This is a genomic window from Sedimentibacter sp. zth1 (assembly GCF_017352195.1).
In the GTDB taxonomy this organism is placed as follows: Bacteria; Bacillota; Clostridia; order Tissierellales; family Sedimentibacteraceae; genus UBA1535.
In genome coordinates this window covers 2929018-2945361 of record NZ_CP071445.1, presented here as the reverse complement: position 1 = coordinate 2945361, position 16344 = coordinate 2929018, and the positions used below count along the sequence as shown (strand labels likewise).

19 protein-coding genes are annotated in these 16344 nt (G+C 26.9%); 5 read left to right on the top strand and 14 right to left on the bottom strand.

Annotated elements, in window-relative coordinates; genetic code table 11:
- Window positions 1–2: 2 nt before the first annotated feature.
- From JYG23_RS13925 to JYG23_RS13910, 4 genes are all read right to left on the bottom strand, one after another.
- Entirely contained in the window at window positions 3–1031 is a 1029-nt protein-coding gene (locus JYG23_RS13925; RefSeq protein ID WP_207236279.1) for an ABC transporter permease, read from the bottom strand.
- 171 nt (window positions 1032–1202) lie between these two features.
- Window positions 1203–1628, bottom strand: a complete 426-nt coding sequence (locus tag JYG23_RS13920) for a hypothetical protein (protein ID WP_207236278.1) — start codon at window positions 1626–1628, stop codon at window positions 1203–1205.
- Window positions 1629–2416: 788 nt separating this feature from the next.
- Window positions 2417–3160 (bottom strand): acyl-[acyl-carrier-protein] thioesterase, encoded by a 744-nt coding sequence (locus tag JYG23_RS13915; protein WP_207236277.1) that lies wholly within the window; start codon window positions 3158–3160, stop codon window positions 2417–2419.
- Between the two features lie 120 nt (window positions 3161–3280).
- Window positions 3281–4036: a YwaF family protein gene (locus JYG23_RS13910; protein ID WP_207236276.1), complete on the bottom strand. Its 756-nt coding sequence runs from the start codon at window positions 4034–4036 to the stop codon at window positions 3281–3283.
- A gap of 184 nt (window positions 4037–4220) precedes the next feature.
- Here JYG23_RS13910 and uppS point away from each other — a divergent pair, with 184 nt between their 5' ends.
- Window positions 4221–4865: a polyprenyl diphosphate synthase gene (uppS, locus tag JYG23_RS13905; RefSeq protein ID WP_207236275.1), complete on the top strand. Its 645-nt coding sequence runs from the start codon at window positions 4221–4223 to the stop codon at window positions 4863–4865.
- Between the two features lie 21 nt (window positions 4866–4886).
- On the opposite strand, the gene asnA is transcribed toward uppS, so the two are convergent.
- Window positions 4887–5894, bottom strand: coding sequence for an aspartate--ammonia ligase (gene asnA / locus JYG23_RS13900; protein ID WP_207238042.1), 1008 nt, complete (start codon window positions 5892–5894; stop codon window positions 4887–4889).
- Between the two features lie 275 nt (window positions 5895–6169).
- On the opposite strand from asnA, the gene JYG23_RS13895 reads away from it, so the two are divergent.
- Complete coding sequence (locus JYG23_RS13895; protein WP_207236274.1) at window positions 6170–7057, top strand: ABC transporter ATP-binding protein; 888 nt, start codon at window positions 6170–6172, stop codon at window positions 7055–7057.
- The gene (locus JYG23_RS13890) at window positions 7057–7857 is read left to right on the top strand and encodes an ABC transporter permease subunit (protein ID WP_207236273.1); all 801 of its coding nucleotides are present in this window, start codon (window positions 7057–7059) and stop codon (window positions 7855–7857) included. Before JYG23_RS13895 ends, JYG23_RS13890 begins: the two co-directional genes overlap by 1 nt.
- Before the next feature lie 136 nt (window positions 7858–7993).
- Here JYG23_RS13890 and JYG23_RS13885 read toward each other — a convergent pair whose 3' ends face one another.
- The 5 genes from JYG23_RS13885 to JYG23_RS13865 all read right to left on the bottom strand — a co-directional run bounded on the left by JYG23_RS13885 (window position 7994) and on the right by JYG23_RS13865 (window position 12470).
- Window positions 7994–9610, bottom strand: coding sequence for a M28 family metallopeptidase (locus tag JYG23_RS13885; RefSeq protein WP_207236272.1), 1617 nt, complete (start codon window positions 9608–9610; stop codon window positions 7994–7996).
- 14 nt (window positions 9611–9624) lie between these two features.
- Entirely contained in the window at window positions 9625–9999 is a 375-nt protein-coding gene (locus JYG23_RS13880) for a hypothetical protein (protein WP_207236271.1), read from the bottom strand.
- Between the two features lie 127 nt (window positions 10000–10126).
- Complete coding sequence (locus JYG23_RS13875) at window positions 10127–10750, bottom strand: cyclase family protein (protein ID WP_371818605.1); 624 nt, start codon at window positions 10748–10750, stop codon at window positions 10127–10129.
- A gap of 176 nt (window positions 10751–10926) precedes the next feature.
- Window positions 10927–11070 (bottom strand): hypothetical protein, encoded by a 144-nt coding sequence (locus tag JYG23_RS13870; RefSeq protein WP_207236270.1) that lies wholly within the window; start codon window positions 11068–11070, stop codon window positions 10927–10929.
- 149 nt (window positions 11071–11219) lie between these two features.
- A complete protein-coding gene (locus tag JYG23_RS13865; RefSeq protein WP_207236269.1) occupies window positions 11220–12470 on the bottom strand; it encodes a DUF5666 domain-containing protein in 1251 nt (416 codons plus the stop codon).
- A 224-nt stretch (window positions 12471–12694) separates the two neighbouring features.
- Between JYG23_RS13865 and trxA the strand changes: the two genes are divergently transcribed.
- Window positions 12695–13003 (top strand): thioredoxin, encoded by a 309-nt coding sequence (gene trxA, locus JYG23_RS13860; RefSeq protein ID WP_207236268.1) that lies wholly within the window; start codon window positions 12695–12697, stop codon window positions 13001–13003.
- Between the two features lie 30 nt (window positions 13004–13033).
- Here trxA and JYG23_RS13855 read toward each other — a convergent pair whose 3' ends face one another.
- Both JYG23_RS13855 and JYG23_RS13850 read right to left on the bottom strand, forming a co-directional pair.
- Window positions 13034–13633, bottom strand: coding sequence for a TlpA disulfide reductase family protein (locus JYG23_RS13855; RefSeq protein WP_207236267.1), 600 nt, complete (start codon window positions 13631–13633; stop codon window positions 13034–13036).
- 9 nt (window positions 13634–13642) lie between these two features.
- The gene (locus JYG23_RS13850) at window positions 13643–14311 is read right to left on the bottom strand and encodes a cytochrome c biogenesis CcdA family protein (protein ID WP_207236266.1); all 669 of its coding nucleotides are present in this window, start codon (window positions 14309–14311) and stop codon (window positions 13643–13645) included.
- Window positions 14312–14568: 257 nt separating this feature from the next.
- On the opposite strand from JYG23_RS13850, the gene JYG23_RS13845 reads away from it, so the two are divergent.
- Window positions 14569–14757 carry a DUF5320 domain-containing protein gene (locus tag JYG23_RS13845; RefSeq protein ID WP_207236265.1) on the top strand — a complete coding sequence of 63 codons (189 nt, stop codon included), beginning with the start codon at window positions 14569–14571 and terminating at the stop codon, window positions 14755–14757.
- An 82-nt stretch (window positions 14758–14839) separates the two neighbouring features.
- Here JYG23_RS13845 and JYG23_RS13840 read toward each other — a convergent pair whose 3' ends face one another.
- Window positions 14840–15484, bottom strand: coding sequence for a hypothetical protein (locus tag JYG23_RS13840; protein ID WP_207236264.1), 645 nt, complete (start codon window positions 15482–15484; stop codon window positions 14840–14842).
- Window positions 15485–15582: 98 nt separating this feature from the next.
- Window positions 15583–16236, bottom strand: coding sequence for a pentapeptide repeat-containing protein (locus tag JYG23_RS13835; RefSeq protein WP_207236263.1), 654 nt, complete (start codon window positions 16234–16236; stop codon window positions 15583–15585).
- Window positions 16237–16344: the final 108 nt, after the last annotated feature.

Genomic DNA, 16344 nt, shown 5'->3' with positions numbered 1-16344 from the left:
TTTCATTTCACTCCGTTTCTATAAAAGAAATTATTTGATATAAGCATATACAGATATATTATCCAGCTAATAATTATAAGTATAATACACGAAAATATAATCACATGAGAAAAATAAAAACATAAATGAATTTCTTGCAAAACTTTGTAATAAATAATTGTGTAAACAGTAACAAAAAAAGCGGTATTTATCAAAGTTAAAGTAATTATGTTTTTTAACAAATCAGACAAAATTCTTTTAAAACTTATGCCTATTATTCTTTTAACCTTAATTTCTTCGCTATAGTAATGTAAAATGAACATTGAAAGTGTAATTATAAGTATACTAATAAAAATAACCATAAAAATACTCAATATATGTTTATCAACATCGTTAAATATATATCTTTCTACAAAATTATTATTTTCACTTATTATATCAACATTATATTCTTGTATTATGCTATTTACAGCATTATCTATAACTTCATTATCTGTACCATCTATAATAAATTTATTTAGAAATTCAATATTAAGTGAATCTAAATTGACAAAAACAGTATTATCAAGCATATTACTAATATTTGATGATATAACACCAATCACTTCATAATTATTATTGTTGAATTTAAAATATATTTTTTCGTTTTTATCTAAATAGCAATTATCTGAATTTAATATATTTTCACTTACTACAGCTTTGAAATCTTCCTTAAAAAAATCATCTTTTGCAAAAAACCTTCCATTTATCAATGAATTTGCATTGTTATCTAAATAACAATTCCCACAAAGTCCCCATACTACCAAATTGTCAAAATTATAAAGTTTTGACAAAAGAGTTATATCAGGATAAATTTTTATTAATTCTAATAATTCATATAGTTGTGGTACATCGCCTGCTCTTAAAATCAAAGAAACAGATTGATCTGAAATTAATGAATTTGATGTAATTATTTGTAAATCAACAAAATCATTATAATTAATATATGATATAAACAATAATTGCAATAATAAAATTATTATAGAGAAACCCAAAACTAATTTTTTAGTCATACTTCCTCACTTTTAAAATTATAGTAGATGTTGCATAATTACTTTTTTGAAAAAATAATAATTATGCGACATCCATTTCTTACATGTTGAACTAGTAATTTATCAAAAATTGTTATTTCAATAAAACTTGCTTTCGATTAATAAAAATATATTATCAATAAATTTTTATTACTACCAACCATAAAAAATCCTATAATGGTGCATTGCACCCTCTCCAAGATCACCAGTTGAAGCCTCAACTTTACCTGAGCCCCACTCTCTACCAGATGTATAAACAGTATTTTCATCATGATCAGCATAAACAGCTACATTTGTATAATGATACCTATATGTTCCATCACTCTTTTCAACTATATTTGTCCAGCCTTTTGCACCAACTCCAACTAATCCATCCATAACCCAAGAACCACCACTATATACATTATAGTCGTCAAACAATCCATACGGCAGAACGTCATTACTTAAATCTCTTTCAGCTTTTACTTCAATTTTATTAGTATAATCAATAATATTTTCAGATTTCTCAACTGCTGATACAGGCATTACCATAGTAGTAGCAATAAGAACTGAAATAAACATACATATAAACTTTTTCATATATTTTCTCCTTTTTTATAAATCGATAGTGTCAAAGTAGACACTAAATTTTTTATTAATTTTTACAGCAAATTTAATTTTACTGTATATATAATTATAACTCACAGTCTATTACCCCCATAAAGACTTTTCTATCTGCTTGGGAGTTAGCAGATAGTGTAAGTAAAATTATAATCACTATAAGTTATTTAATTATGTTAGAACTTGCTACAATATACATATAAAATTCATATATTTTATATTATGTATATTTTTACTATATTTTACATTTTATCATATGTTTTTACAAAACACCATGACGTTTTTGGAAAATTTTTAAAATGTTAAAACGTGTCATTTTTCGACAACATATAAAATTGTGAGTATTTAACAATTTTATCGTCCTGTTATATTTACCGTATATTGGTTAAATTAACTATAAGCTTTTGCTGATTTTTCAATACTTTCAGTATATTTATTTAGAAAAGAAAACGGATTTAATTTTGTAACATTCATGTAGTGTAGCTGAAATTGTACGAAGTCAAACGTAATGACCTTTGGTCAAGGTAGACTGAACTGTACCCCGTCCCACGCATTTGACCATTATGGAGTGTACTGAAGTTACAATTTTCTACACGCAATGTGATTACAAAATTAATGTAGTTTTCTTTTTGCTTCATAGGCTAGCTTTATTTATTCAAATCAAAAAAATCTGCTTTCTTAAAATTAGAAGCAGACTTTTAGGCTTAAAGCTTACATTATTAAAATAAAGCATAGTAAAAACAAAATAGCCACGTATAAAAAACTCATCAAGCAAGCAAACACATAAAACAAGTTTCAGTTTCTATTTTACCAACAATATAAATTTTATTATTATCCTCATAGCTAAATATAGAAATTACTTCACCTGCTTTAGCTTCTTTTATATAATTAATATAAAAATCTTTAAATTCTTTGTTAGGAAAATTATCCATCATAACATCAAAAATAATGTTTCCATAATTAGCATTGTTTAAATGACCATTACCATCAAGCTCTGAAAAATTTACAATATGTTTTCCTAAAGATAATAGCTTTTCTTCATCAATTTGTAATCTATGACAAGGCTCGCAACCAATATCTTTATCGCTATTGCCTATAACTTTACCATGAAATGCTTTAGGTCTTACTATTTTCCTTGTTTCATGATTAATTATAAACCATGTGCTTGAAGTAGTAATACTAATTTCATTACTTGAATCAATAAATTCATAATCCCTAAGTACAAAACCATCCTTAATTCCTTTTTCCCAAGTTTTAATTGTTAAAATTTCATCTACTTTAGGTATTTTGTTAAAATGTATGTGATACCTAGCAAGTAACATAACTTGCTTAATTTCTAGCATTTTTGCATGAGTTATTCCTCTAGCTGTGTAATCTTTACCCGCAGTATCAGAAGCTAATGCCATAACAGTTGCTATCTTAATTCTCTTTTTAAAATCGCAATCATGAAAACTTAATTCTATCTCTTTATTATATACTTCACCGTCAAACCAAGACACTAATTTTGTCATATTTGTACTCTCCCCTTTATTATATACTAAGAGTAAAACTTTCCTAGTATGTAAAAAAATAAGTATTATATAACTAGTATAATACTTATTTCTTAATTGAATATATATTTTATTAATATTTTATATTATCTGAGATACCTTTTTATTTTTATCATCTATTTTATTTATAATATATTTTATAATTAACAAAACAGCTCCCCACAAAGATAGAATTGTTATACCCAAAATAGTTAATTTTATAATATATAACGGTGGTTCTCCCAATGAACCTATAATACCTACACTAAAAGGATTTTTAACTAAAGATATAAACATATATGAGGTTTTAAAAATTGTATTAAATATACACATAACAATAGCTACAACTATCAATATTAAAATACTTACAAAAATCTGTTTAACATTTGGTAATATTTTCTCTGCAAAAATGTAATAAGAAGGTATGAAAATTGTTAATCCATGATTTATCATAAACAAATAATATTGAAGATATTTATATGAACCACCTGTTACAGGAGCCACCATTGCCATAAATGCAGCTGGTAAAAATATTACCTCCAAAAAATAAATTATTTTTAAATTATTATTTTTTAGTGCAATCATTGAGCATATTGCACCCAAACTACACAATTCAAGAGGCAAATTATCAATGTGCACACCAAACTGTGAATAAGTAAAAATATAATCTAATATAAAGGTTACTACAAACATATAAAACAATAATCTCTTAATATTTCTATTATTATCATTCTCTATTACTTTTTTTCTGAAAACAAAACATATAATTATAAGCATTATAACAATAATAATAGGAATGATTTTTTCGAAAATGCTAATGCTTCTATTTGCAATAGATACAAATTTGAAAAATTTCATAATAATACCTCCGAGGTGTAAAAACAAATCGAATTAAATATTATTAATATATATGTATATAATATAAATTTATTAATAATGTAAGCCACATAAACAATTACATACATATTAATCTTATATTTCATTAATTTATGTTAAATTAATTATATTTGGTCATACTTATACATAAAGGGAGTGAATAATAATGAGAATACCAAAGCATATTGCTATAATTCCTGATGGAAATAGAAGATGGGCAAATCGATTAGGCTTAGATAAATACATGGGCTACGACCATGGACTCAATCCAGGTGTTGATGTACTTAGGCTTGCTAAAGAATACGGTGTTAAAGAATTAACCTATTACGGATTTACAACAGATAATTGCAAACGACCTACGATTGAAGTAAAAGCTTTTACAACAGCATGTATAGATGCAGTAAGGATGATTCAAAAGGAAAATGTAAATTTATTAGTAGTTGGCAATACAGAGTCAAATATGTTTCCTAAAGAGCTTTTACCATATACTAAGAGCAGAGTTTCAATAGGTAAAGATGAAATCAAGGTTAACTTTTTAGTTAATTATGGCTGGGAATGGGATTTAAGCAACATGAATATTCATTCAACCAATAGGAATACAATCATGAGTCTACTTAATTCAAAAGATATTTCAAGGATCGATTTAATCATACGATGGGGAGGTAGAAAAAGACTTTCAGGACTACTCCCGGTTCAAGCTGTTTATGCTGATATATACACTATAGACAAAATGTGGCCTGAATTTACAAAGCAACAATTTATCGAAGCACTAAAATGGTACGACACACAAGATGTTACATTAGGTGGTTAATTTTTATTAATGCATAAGATATTATAATAAATGTATATCATTTTCATTGCAAGCTTCAATCATTTCTTCAGACCATATTGAAGCTTGCACTTCTCCTACATGGGCCTTTTTAAGAAAATACATACATATGCGAGATTGACCAATACCTCCACCAATTGTATAAGGAAGGTCTTCATCCAGTACTTGCATATGAAAACTTAAATTCATTTTGTTCATTTGACTTCTTTGCTCTAACTGATATATCAATGCATTTTTATCAACTCTGATACCCATTGATGATAATTCCAATGCAATATCTAATGTTTCATAATAAAATATTATATCTCCATTCAAAGACCAATCGTCATAATCAGCAGCTCTACCATCATGTATAGTTCCATCTAATAGCTTATCTCCTATCTGCATAATAAATACTGCCTTGTATTTTTTAGATATTTCATATTCTCTTTGTTTTACAGTTAAATTCGGATACATATCAAGTAATTCCTGTGAAGTAATAAACTCTATTTGTTTTGGTAAATCATTTTTTAGGAATGGATATATTTCTTCTAATCTTTTTTCTGTATCCAAAAATGTTTTATATATTAATCTTACTGTATCCTTCAGTGTATCTATATTTCTATCTTCTTTAGCAATAATTATCTCCCAGTCCCATTGGTCAACATATATTGAATGTATATTGTCAAGGTCCTCATCCCTTCTAATAGCATTCATATCTGTGTAAAGACCTGTGTGTTTATCAAATCTATATTTTTTAAGCGCCATTCTTTTCCACTTTGCAAGTGATTGAACTATTTCAACATCGTAATTTGTTTCTTTCATATCAAAATTTACCGCTCTCTCTATGCCGTTCAAATCATCATTTAATCCGGTATTTTTTCTTACCATTAAAGGTGCCGAAACTCTAGTTAGTGATAAATTTTTAGCTAATTCTTCTTCAAAAAAATCTTTTATTTTTTTAATTGCAATTTCTGTTTCCATTACCGAAAATCTACTGTAATAATCTTTTGGTATTAACAATTTTTCTATTGACATATTATGCCTCCATCTAGACTGAATTTTTAAAATTTATTATAATACTTAACTGCACACAATATAGTATTTCACAAATTATTATTTTTATTTCTTATTTAGGAACGCATAATTGTAACATAAGCTTATAAATTTATATAAATTATTTAAAATAACCATTGACTAAATTGGTCAATAATTTTATAATTATGTTTTAATACTCATTTGGAAAATAAAGCTAATATTGAAATTGCAAATAAAGTTGATGAAACTATTTTACAAGGAGGATGTAAATGAAGGAAATAATTAAGACTAACAATCTTACCAAAGATTATGGAAACAACAAAGGTGTTTTTAATGTAAATCTATCAGTAAACGAAGGCGAAATATTTGGTTTTTTAGGTCCTAACGGTGCAGGTAAAACTACTACAATTAGACACCTAATGGGATTTATAAAGCCAGACAAAGGAAGCTGCTTTATAAATGAAAAAAACTGTTGGAATGATTCAGCCCTTATTCAAGATACTCTTGGATATTTACCGGGTGAAATTGCTTTCATGAATAATATGTCAGGAATTCAAATGATTAATTTTATTGCTGAAATGAAAAATATGAAGGATATGTCAAGAGCTAAAGAATTAACGGAGATTTTTGAATTAGATGCAAAGGGCTCTTTAAGAAGAATGTCTAAAGGTATGAAGCAAAAGATTGGTATCATATGTGCATTCATGAATAATCCCGATATAATAATTCTAGACGAACCTACAAGTGGACTAGATCCACTTATGCAAAATAGATTTATCGATTTATTGTTGGAAGAACAAAAAAAAGGTAAAACAATATTCATCTCATCACATAATTTTGAAGAAATTGAAAAAACATGTGATAGGACAGCAATTATAAAGGATGGCAAAATTATTGCAATTGAAGATATGGCTACTTTAAAGGATAAAAAAGCTAAGTCATATATAATAACATTTAATTCAGAGGATGATGTAAATAAAATCAAATCTAAAAAATATAAGATATCATCTATACAAAACAATACTGTTACTATCAGTGTTACAGGAAATATATCCCCACTATTGAGAGATATTTCAGAGCTAAATATTAAAGATTTAGAAATTAAAACACAAACTTTAGAAGAATTATTTTTACATTTTTACGGAGGTGACAAATAATGATTAGTTTACCACTATTTAAAAAAGAAATAAAATCTAATTACAAAATTTTGTTGATATTTATGGCAATACTAGCTCTTTATGTTCCGATTATGGTTTACATGTTTGACCCTAAGCTTGGAGATATGCTAAAACAATTTGAGGAAGCAATGCCCGGTATGATGTCCGCTATGGGTATGACTTCAGCCGGGAACGACCTTATATCGTTTTTGGATTCATATTTGTTTGGATTTATACTTATAGTATTTCCTATGATTTTTACTATAATGCTTGCAAATAAGCTAGTTGCAGGATATGTTGATTCAGGTTCAATGGCATGTATACTTGCTTCACCAAATACAAGAAAAAAAATAATATTCACACAAATATTGGTTATGATTATCAATATTTTATTACTAGTTTTATTTTCAACAATACTTGCAATAGTAACAAGTGAAATTATGTTTCCAGGTCAATTGAACATAAAAAATTACATTTTGATGTCTTTAAGTTTATTTTTATTACAATTGGCAGTTGCCGGAATATCTTTTTTAGCATCATGCATATTTAATGAAAGTAAAAACTCATTTTTATTTGGTGCTGGTATTCCAATATTATTATACTTAGTTAATATGCTTGCTAATATGGGTGGAAACTTAGAAAATTTAAAATATGCAACAATTTTCACATTATTACCATCAAGTGAAATTGCTGCAGGAAAAACTGATATACTTTTACCAATTCTTATACTTGTGACAATATCTATAGTTCTTTACAGCGTAGGTGCTTATATTTTCACTAAAAAAGATTTACCGTTGTAAAAAATTTTGGTATCTTAAAGGATATAGCTAATTTTTAAGGCTATATCCTTTGTTATATTTAGAATTTCTTTAAGCTTACTCTCATTAAAACTATCCAAGTACATCTGTTCCACCGTGAATAGGGCGTAGCCTATAATTATTTTACTTGTTCCCAAATATTTTCTATTGTTTCATTAGCAAATTCATAGAATTTTTCTTGTTCCAAAATTTTATTTAGTTCATCCAATGATGTTTCAATATCTTTATGAACAAACCCATTTCTTTTAAATAAATCTGGGCATTGGAAAGTCATGAAAACTACTTTTTCATTAAATGATTTTTCTGCATAAATTAATATCTGCTTTTCTTTTGGATTTCCTTCTTCGTCATAAGATACAACTGTATCCTGTATTTTATAAGTTATTCCATCTTTCTCTAACTCATAGATGTAATCTTGATTCAAATAAATATTATAAAGACTACTGCCAACTGCACTGTTTTTATCTTTAATATTAACAATTTCTATAGTATATGAATTATTTATTTGGTCGCCAAATGAATTATCAAATAATCTAATTGTTACAAAATTATTGAATTCTGTATTTACATCATATATTTTGTCTAATTCATGTTTATTAGGGTCATACCAATCATAATAGTAAGAAATAGTACCAGAAACATCCTCTACATCTAAATATTTAGAAATAGAACTTAAATCCACTTTTGAAATATTTTTAATATCTTCTATTGTAGTATCTACTTCATTGTTTATTATACAATACACATTATCTTCAATCTCCATATATTTCAAGGTGTATGGCTGTAATTTTTCTTCTTCAGAATCAATAATTGAGAATATTTTGCTATCATCATAGTTCGTCTCATCATTAGTTTTTATAAAAATATTAATACTATTTATAATATACTCATACACTATCTCTGATATTTGATATATATAATTAGGATTCAATAATTCTTTTGTATCTTTTGGTGTGTGAATTAATCCATCACCAGTACCTGTTGAGATATTAATACCCTCGTCAAATTTCCAATGATCACTTGCAAAAGAATTTTCCGTTATTGCAGTATCATAATTATTTGCAATAAATGATTCTTGTAATACTTCTAATATATTTTTTATTTCATTAGTATTACTCTTGGAATTTATATCAAAAGTTATTAGATTATCTTCGACATTACCACCAACACAGTCAAAATTGATATTATATATATTATTATATCGCGTTTTTAGATATTCGGAAAAATAGCTACTCCCCATAGAATAGTTTTCATTAGAACTTTCTTCACTATTGAACGCACAAAATATTATATCTACAGGTGGTTTAGTTGTTTTATAATATGTACTTAATTCTTCTGCAATTTGCAGCATTGCGGAAACACCTGAAGCGTTATCAATTGCTCCTCTCCATATTGTATTATTAATTTTTCCTACATGATCGTAATGTGCAGATATGACAACTGCAACATCATGACTTTGACCTGTAATCATAGATACGACATGATTTTGTGTAATAATTTTTTCTTTGGAGTCTATTTTAATATGTACTTCTTCTCCAATATTTTCATATAATTTGCTATAAGTATCCTTAGATATATGAAATATTTTTTTATCTATATTATGATGAAATGGTGCACTTCTCTTAACATCTTCATCAAGAACTAGATAAACTTGGCCATTTGGGTTTGCATTATTACTGTTAGGGTGTTCTTTAAGGAGAAGAATACAATCTTTATTATCTGCTTCTAAACACAAAGGAGCAGATATATCTACATTATAGCAAGTTCCTTCAATGAAATCTTTTCCGTATTCGAAACTAATAATTTCATTTTTTTAAGAATTTCTAGTTTGGTTTCTTCTTCAGAAATAGAGACTATAGGTTTTTCGTATGAAAACAAATAATTATTTTCAAATGATTCTAGTCCACAGTCTTGCATTTTTTCCATGATATAATTTTGCGCATTCATATTTCCTTTTGTTCCAGGGTATCTACCTTCACATTCATCTGAAGTAAGATATTCAATACAATCATTTATAGAGCTCAATTCTAATTGCTGATTACTAGTTTGAATATTTTTGCACCCAACAATTATAGCTATTAAAATAAATATTAGTACAACAATTTTTGTTAGTTTTTTGTTCATAAAACTACCCCCCTCATTATTTCCCTTTGTTCCTTATTTTGGCAATATATAAATACATTGTATTTATTGTTAATTAATACTATCATTCATAATTTGCTTTGTCAATAAAATATAACTTAAATATTTTTTATAAATCACTAATTGCAAATGCTCTTACTATGCTTGCTTCCGCTGTTATTTTTAGAGGTACTGCATACACCATGAAACTATTAATATTAATTAAATTTTCTAAATTAGTTAAATTTTCAATTATAAATATATCATTATTAAGAAGTTTTTTATGTATATTAAATGGTTCTTTGTCAGGGGAAGGAGTATCTATTCCTATCATTTTTATATTTTTATAAACTAAAAAATCAGCGAATTTATCCTCTAATACTGGATAGTTTTCATAATATTTACTTGTTTCAGTATATAAATCTGCGTATCCTGTATACAAAAGAACAATGTCATTTTCTTTTATCAACTTTTCATAGTCTTTTTTGAAGCTAATTATCTGTTCTCCTCTAACATCTAAAAGAACACCTTTACCAATAAATTTATCAATTGGTATTTCATCAATAGTTCTATCATCTGCAAGTAAATGTCTAGCTATATCTACATGAGTGCCAACATGCATATTAGTTTTAAGACTTATAGCATTATAATAGTCCCTCTCCAACGTCTTATTTTCTTTAATTTCAACCAAATCGTCACCAGGAAAAGTCGGCATATTGTTAGATATTTTATAGCTTAAATCTATAATTTTCATAATTACTCCTTAACAATTCTTAGTCTAATAATTATTGACTATACTATTTCATATTTCATCGTATTATATCATATTTAGGTAAACATTTACTTTGTATTTTTAATTAAAATAAACCGTATATTTTTGTACTCGTTTATATGTACAAAAATATACGTTTCTTCTTGCTATTCTTTTATTTACACTCTCTTGATAAAGTTTTCTTTTGCGTGAGCTATCAGAATATCTCTTGCTAATACTTCTGGATAGAAATATCTGTATGTACTATATGATAACTTTTGACGAAACTCTTCAGGACTTTTTCCGCTCATTTCACTTCTCATTTTTATATATTCTTCATAAGAATTATTGTCTATTAATTTTTTATGATTATATGTTATTTTTTATATACTAGAAATAGAACTTTCCTAGTATATAAAAAAGTACTAATTTCATTTTCAGAAATTAGTACTTTTATTAATAAACTAATAATTTAATTATTTACTATAATAATGTATGCTTGTGTTTGTGGTGGTATACTCAAAGTTGATATCATAGAATGTTCAACTGTGATACTCATACCTTCTTTTATGTCTGATAATTCTATAATCTTGCCATTTTTATCGGTAATTATTGTTTTATAGTTTATTAGAAGATATTTATAGGTATTTTCGTGTTCCTTTTCACCTACTAATATTCTATCTTCAAGGACATCTAACACTTTAGTACTCAAAAGTATACTATCTGGTATTGATTTTACTATTTTAATACTAACTGCATTGGTCTGAGCCGGAATGCTTCTTGTCATTGCACTGCTATGTTCAACTAAAATTATCATTCCTGGTTTAATATTGTAAATGCTTATTGGCATATTAAATCTATCTAACAACTTAGTATCTTCATTTATGTTTAGAACTAACTGCTCATATAGTTTTTCTTTATTGCCTATAGTTATAGTTTTATCATATTTATCTACTTCTACTACTTCGCTTTTTATCTTCACATTGTCTTTTTGATCTTTAATAACAGTTATTTCTACTGCATTCGTTATAGCTGGTATGCTTTTTGTCATTTGTGGTGAATGCTCAACCTTTACAATCATACCTTTTTTAATACCAGCAAATGTTATTTCTTGATTAAACTGATTAAAGAATTTTGTTTCATTAGTTATATTAAGAATCAAAAGAGTTCCATCATTATTTATCAATACATTATTATTATAAATCTTTTCTACACTTGCATTGTTTATTATAACATTTTCAGTTGTATCTTCATCATCTTCGTCATCTTCATCTTCATCATCTGATTCAATGCCTAATATAGTTACCTTTTCAGCATCTAATTGATGTTGATTTGATTTATCATTTTTAAGTTCAATATCAACTATCATTCCAACTTTCAAACACTTGAATGTTGATTCTTCATTATCTTCATCATCTTCATTTTCTATTTCTATTTCTGTTTTATTAGTAATTTTTACTGTTATGATTTCTGCGCCTTCTGTTTCAACTTCAATCTTATTGCCATATACTCTTATGACTGTGCCTAATATTTCTTCATCATCCTTTTCATCATCTATTCCGTTATTATGTTTGTTTGAATAGCTGTTTTTGTTATGGTTTATATTCTGCTCAGTCTTAGAATTTTTTGCAGACTTTCCACTGTCGGCAAATGCAGCTGTGGTAGATATTATCATTGATACTGCAGTAGTTATTACTAATGCTTTAATTATTTTTTTGTTCATTTTCGCCTCCAAATTATTTATAACTTAGCATACTTATCCTATATATATTATAGACTATTTATAATTAAAATTGTTCCCAATATTTTATTTTTTAATTATTTTATTTTTTAAAAATTAATTTTATTATATAAATTGTATTATTATGTATTACTGTGATATTATCACAGAATTTATTTTTTGCAGTGAATATAATGATATTAATAAATTAAAAAGAGGTATATACTATGAAAACGATAACAATTAATAAACAAAATTTTGAGCAAGAAATTTTAAATTCAAAAAAGCAAGTATTAATAGATTTTTGGGCAAGTTGGTGTAATCCATGCAAAATGCTTTCACCAACTGTGGACGAAATAGCCAGTGAGCAAGATAATGTAAAGGTATGTAAGATTAATATTGATGAACATCCTGAATTAGCAAAAAAATTCTTTGTAATGAGCATTCCTACTCTTGTTCTTGTTGAAAAAGGAAAAGAAATTAATCGTTCTGTTGGTTTAGTACCAAAGCATTCAATTTTAGAAATGATGTCATAAAAAAAGAGAGATTACTCTCTTTTTTTATTGCTATTCACTCTGGTTGGTAATCATATCTATTCCTTTTAAAAGAACATTCTTTGAAGCAGCCCCTTTTACGCCATTTACAACATACCCATCCTTGTCAATAAAAAATGTTGTAGGAATTGACACTATGCCATATGTATATGCGGCACTCTGACCATTATCAAAATATACTGGAAATTCGTATTTCATATCTTCAATAAATTGTTTACCTTTTTTCTGTGTTTCTCTTGCACCATCAACCATATCAACCATAAAAAATACAACATCTTCACCTTTGTCTAAATATACTTCATTAAAATGTGGCATTTCACCTTTGCATGGTGGACACCAGCTAGCCCAAAAGTTTAGTACAATTGGTTTACCAATATAATCCGACAGTTTTACTTCATTACCATCCTTATCCGTAACTGTAAAATCAGGTGCTTTAATTTTTTCTTCTTCTGTATCATTAGAATCTTCGCCTTTAGTCTCATTATCTTGACTATTATCCATTGATATATCGTTAACTGGATTATCCTTCAAATTATTATATAACATAGTTGCTCCACCTATAAATACAACTAAAACTACAAGATAAATAATTGTCTTTAATTTATTTTTCATTATACCCTCCTAAAAACTTAAAATAGATAATAAATATCCCATTGAACCTGTCATCATCATTATGCCCACTAAAATTAAAAGACTTCCAGATATAATGTTGATGATTTTATAATTCTTTTTAATAAAATTAAATGTACTTTTTAATTTATCTATCAATACTGCACTTACTATAAATGGTATGCCTAAGCCAAATGAATAGCTAAGTAATAATCCAATACCTCGAATTATAGATCCCTGCTGTGACGCTAACATAAGTGCTGAGCCCAAGAATGCTCCAACACATGGAGTCCAGCCAATTGAAAAGACCATTCCAAATAATATTGATGAAAAAAAGCCTAGCTCGTTTATATTTTTAGTGTTTCTACTACCTTTAAATAATGATAATTTGATAACTCCTAAAAAATTTAAACCAAATAATATTACTATTATTCCTGAAACAATATCTACTGTTGTTTGATATTGTTTTAGAAAACTACCAATACTTCCAGCAAAAGCGCCCATTATAGTAAATATAATTGTAAAACCAAGTACAAAACCTAATGCATTTTTTAATGTTTTTGTTTTATGTATTTCTGAATTTCCTCCTGCAAAATATGAAATGTATATTGGTAGCATTGGAAGAAGGCAAGGTGAAACAAATGTTATTATCCCTTCAAGAAATGTTATAAAATATTGCATTAAAGAACTCCTTTCAAGTTTTAAATTTCAAATATATATGCTGATTTGGTGTATAGCGTGAGTATATCAAGGAATTAAAAAAGTGTAAGTGATAATATCACTTACATTCTTATTATACTCATTAATTTTTACTCTAATTCACTAATAAAAAAACTTTAAAAAAGTTATTGACATATGTCATTAATGGTGTTATCGTATAAGTACGGTAGTTATTGACATATGTCAATAACTATTCAAAACGGAAAGGAGATGTTAATATGCCAAGAGGAGACGGTACAGGCCCATACGGGACAGGTCCAATAGGTGGTTTTTGTAGAAGAAATTTAAACTATAGCGGCTTATATCCTACTACAATATCAAATAAGAATAGTAAAACTATATTACAAAACGAAAAACTTTTTCTACAGTCACGTATAGATGAAATCAATGAAATCTTAGGAGAATAACTACATAAATATTCTCAGCCAAAACAAAAGACAGTTCTGTAATTCACAGAACTGTCTTTTGTTTAAAAATTTTTATAATATTCTATTTTGCTTCTGTAATACTATCTATTACTTGTTGCACAGTTTGCTCCTGACCAGGCGCATATGTAACTGTAAATATTATCATTCTGTCATCTAATTTGTGACAGTACATAGTCTGAAAAGCTGCACCATTGTAAGCTGACAAATCATAATAATAAAAATCTTTACCTGCCAATTTTTTTGTTCCTTCATCTACTATTTTGTAACCTAAATTTTCATTAGCAAGAACCGGCTTCATTGATTCCTCTAAATACTGTTTTTCAGTATATTTCGAACCTCCTATTGTTAATGCAAGATTTTCATACATTAACTGGTAGCTTGGGAATTGAGATGGGTTTGCTACCATAAAATCATATACAATCTTTAAATCAACTGCTTTTTTCACAGTTTCCTGTGCTTTTTCGTCATTTCCATATATTGATGCATTTCCTTGCTTCATCACTGCATCTATTTCTTCCTGTGTTGCAATAACGCTACCTTCTGGAAAAGTAAATTTCATATTTGCCCACTCATTAGTAAATACCATTCCATCAAAATTTCCTGTTTCAAATTCAGCTTTAGAAGCATTTGAAGTTCCACAGGCTGTCATTACTGACATAGCCAATACCATTAGAACAACAAGTGTTCTTTTAAAAATTTCGTTCATATTATCTCCCTCTTAAATTGTTTTAAAATACCTTTTCATAAACATGTGTATATATTAGTACATATTAATTTTTTTGTCAAACAATAACAAGAGTTCCGTTATTTAATTACTAGACCTAAAAGCCTAGCTAATTCTGAAGCTTGATATAAATCTACGATTGCACCTCTTAATTCATGAAAATCATCAGATACAGCTATACCCTCTATTTGACAACTTCTTAAATCAATGCCTTTTAGAAATGTCTTAAAAAAACTTGCACCTGTAAGTGTAGAATGATCAAACTCTACATTTTTCAAAATGCTTTCCGCCATATTAGCACTATCAAGAGTACTGTCTAAAAATATTACGGATTTAAAATTAATTTTATCCATAATGGAAAAATTGAAATTACATTCTTTTACTGTTAATTCTTTCATCGTACTATTATTTAAATTGACACCAAGACATTTTGACGATGAAATTTCACAGGAACTAAAATATGAGCTATCAAAATTACAATTTGAAAAATCACAATTATCAAATGTACAGTTTATAAAACTTGATTTTTCTAATATGCAATTTACAAATTCACAATTTTTGAATTTAATTTGACTAAAATATACATTAGATAAATCTATATCGGATATTTCAACTTCTCTTATAATTATATTCTCAATTTCTTCATCTTCTTCTATCGCCTTTCTAACAAAGATTACAAAATCTTCATCTAATTCTTTTATATCTTCTCTTAAAAATGGTCTTTTTATTTTCATTTTAAATTTCCTTTTTATTTGTACTTAAATAAGTATTTTAATATAATTTTACACTATAATTTATCAATGGTCAAACGCATGAAATTAATATATTATTTGCAAATTATA

Excerpts from the sequence above, each read along its gene's own strand:
- JYG23_RS13880 (WP_207236271.1), bottom strand. The coding sequence starts at position 9,999 with ATGAACAAAAAACTAACAAAAATTGTTGTACTAATATTTATTTTAATA.
- JYG23_RS13925 (WP_207236279.1), bottom strand. The coding sequence starts at position 1,031 with ATGACTAAAAAATTAGTTTTGGGTTTCTCTATAATAATTTTATTATTG.
- JYG23_RS13870 (WP_207236270.1), bottom strand. The coding sequence starts at position 11,070 with ATGAGAAGTGAAATGAGCGGAAAAAGTCCTGAAGAGTTTCGTCAAAAG.
- JYG23_RS13835 (WP_207236263.1), bottom strand. The coding sequence starts at position 16,236 with ATGAAAATAAAAAGACCATTTTTAAGAGAAGATATAAAAGAATTAGAT.
- JYG23_RS13875 (WP_371818605.1), bottom strand. The coding sequence starts at position 10,750 with ATGAAAATTATAGATTTAAGCTATAAAATATCTAACAATATGCCGACT.
- JYG23_RS13865 (WP_207236269.1), bottom strand. The coding sequence starts at position 12,470 with ATGAACAAAAAAATAATTAAAGCATTAGTAATAACTACTGCAGTATCA.
- trxA (WP_207236268.1), top strand. The coding sequence starts at position 12,695 with ATGAAAACGATAACAATTAATAAACAAAATTTTGAGCAAGAAATTTTA.
- JYG23_RS13845 (WP_207236265.1), top strand. The coding sequence starts at position 14,569 with ATGCCAAGAGGAGACGGTACAGGCCCATACGGGACAGGTCCAATAGGT.
- JYG23_RS13920 (WP_207236278.1), bottom strand. The coding sequence starts at position 1,628 with ATGAAAAAGTTTATATGTATGTTTATTTCAGTTCTTATTGCTACTACT.
- JYG23_RS13855 (WP_207236267.1), bottom strand. The coding sequence starts at position 13,633 with ATGAAAAATAAATTAAAGACAATTATTTATCTTGTAGTTTTAGTTGTA.
- JYG23_RS13850 (WP_207236266.1), bottom strand. The coding sequence starts at position 14,311 with ATGCAATATTTTATAACATTTCTTGAAGGGATAATAACATTTGTTTCA.
- JYG23_RS13840 (WP_207236264.1), bottom strand. The coding sequence starts at position 15,484 with ATGAACGAAATTTTTAAAAGAACACTTGTTGTTCTAATGGTATTGGCT.
- JYG23_RS13890 (WP_207236273.1), top strand. The coding sequence starts at position 7,057 with ATGATTAGTTTACCACTATTTAAAAAAGAAATAAAATCTAATTACAAA.
- uppS (WP_207236275.1), top strand. The coding sequence starts at position 4,221 with ATGAGAATACCAAAGCATATTGCTATAATTCCTGATGGAAATAGAAGA.
- JYG23_RS13915 (WP_207236277.1), bottom strand. The coding sequence starts at position 3,160 with ATGACAAAATTAGTGTCTTGGTTTGACGGTGAAGTATATAATAAAGAG.
- JYG23_RS13910 (WP_207236276.1), bottom strand. The coding sequence starts at position 4,036 with ATGAAATTTTTCAAATTTGTATCTATTGCAAATAGAAGCATTAGCATT.
- JYG23_RS13895 (WP_207236274.1), top strand. The coding sequence starts at position 6,170 with ATGAAGGAAATAATTAAGACTAACAATCTTACCAAAGATTATGGAAAC.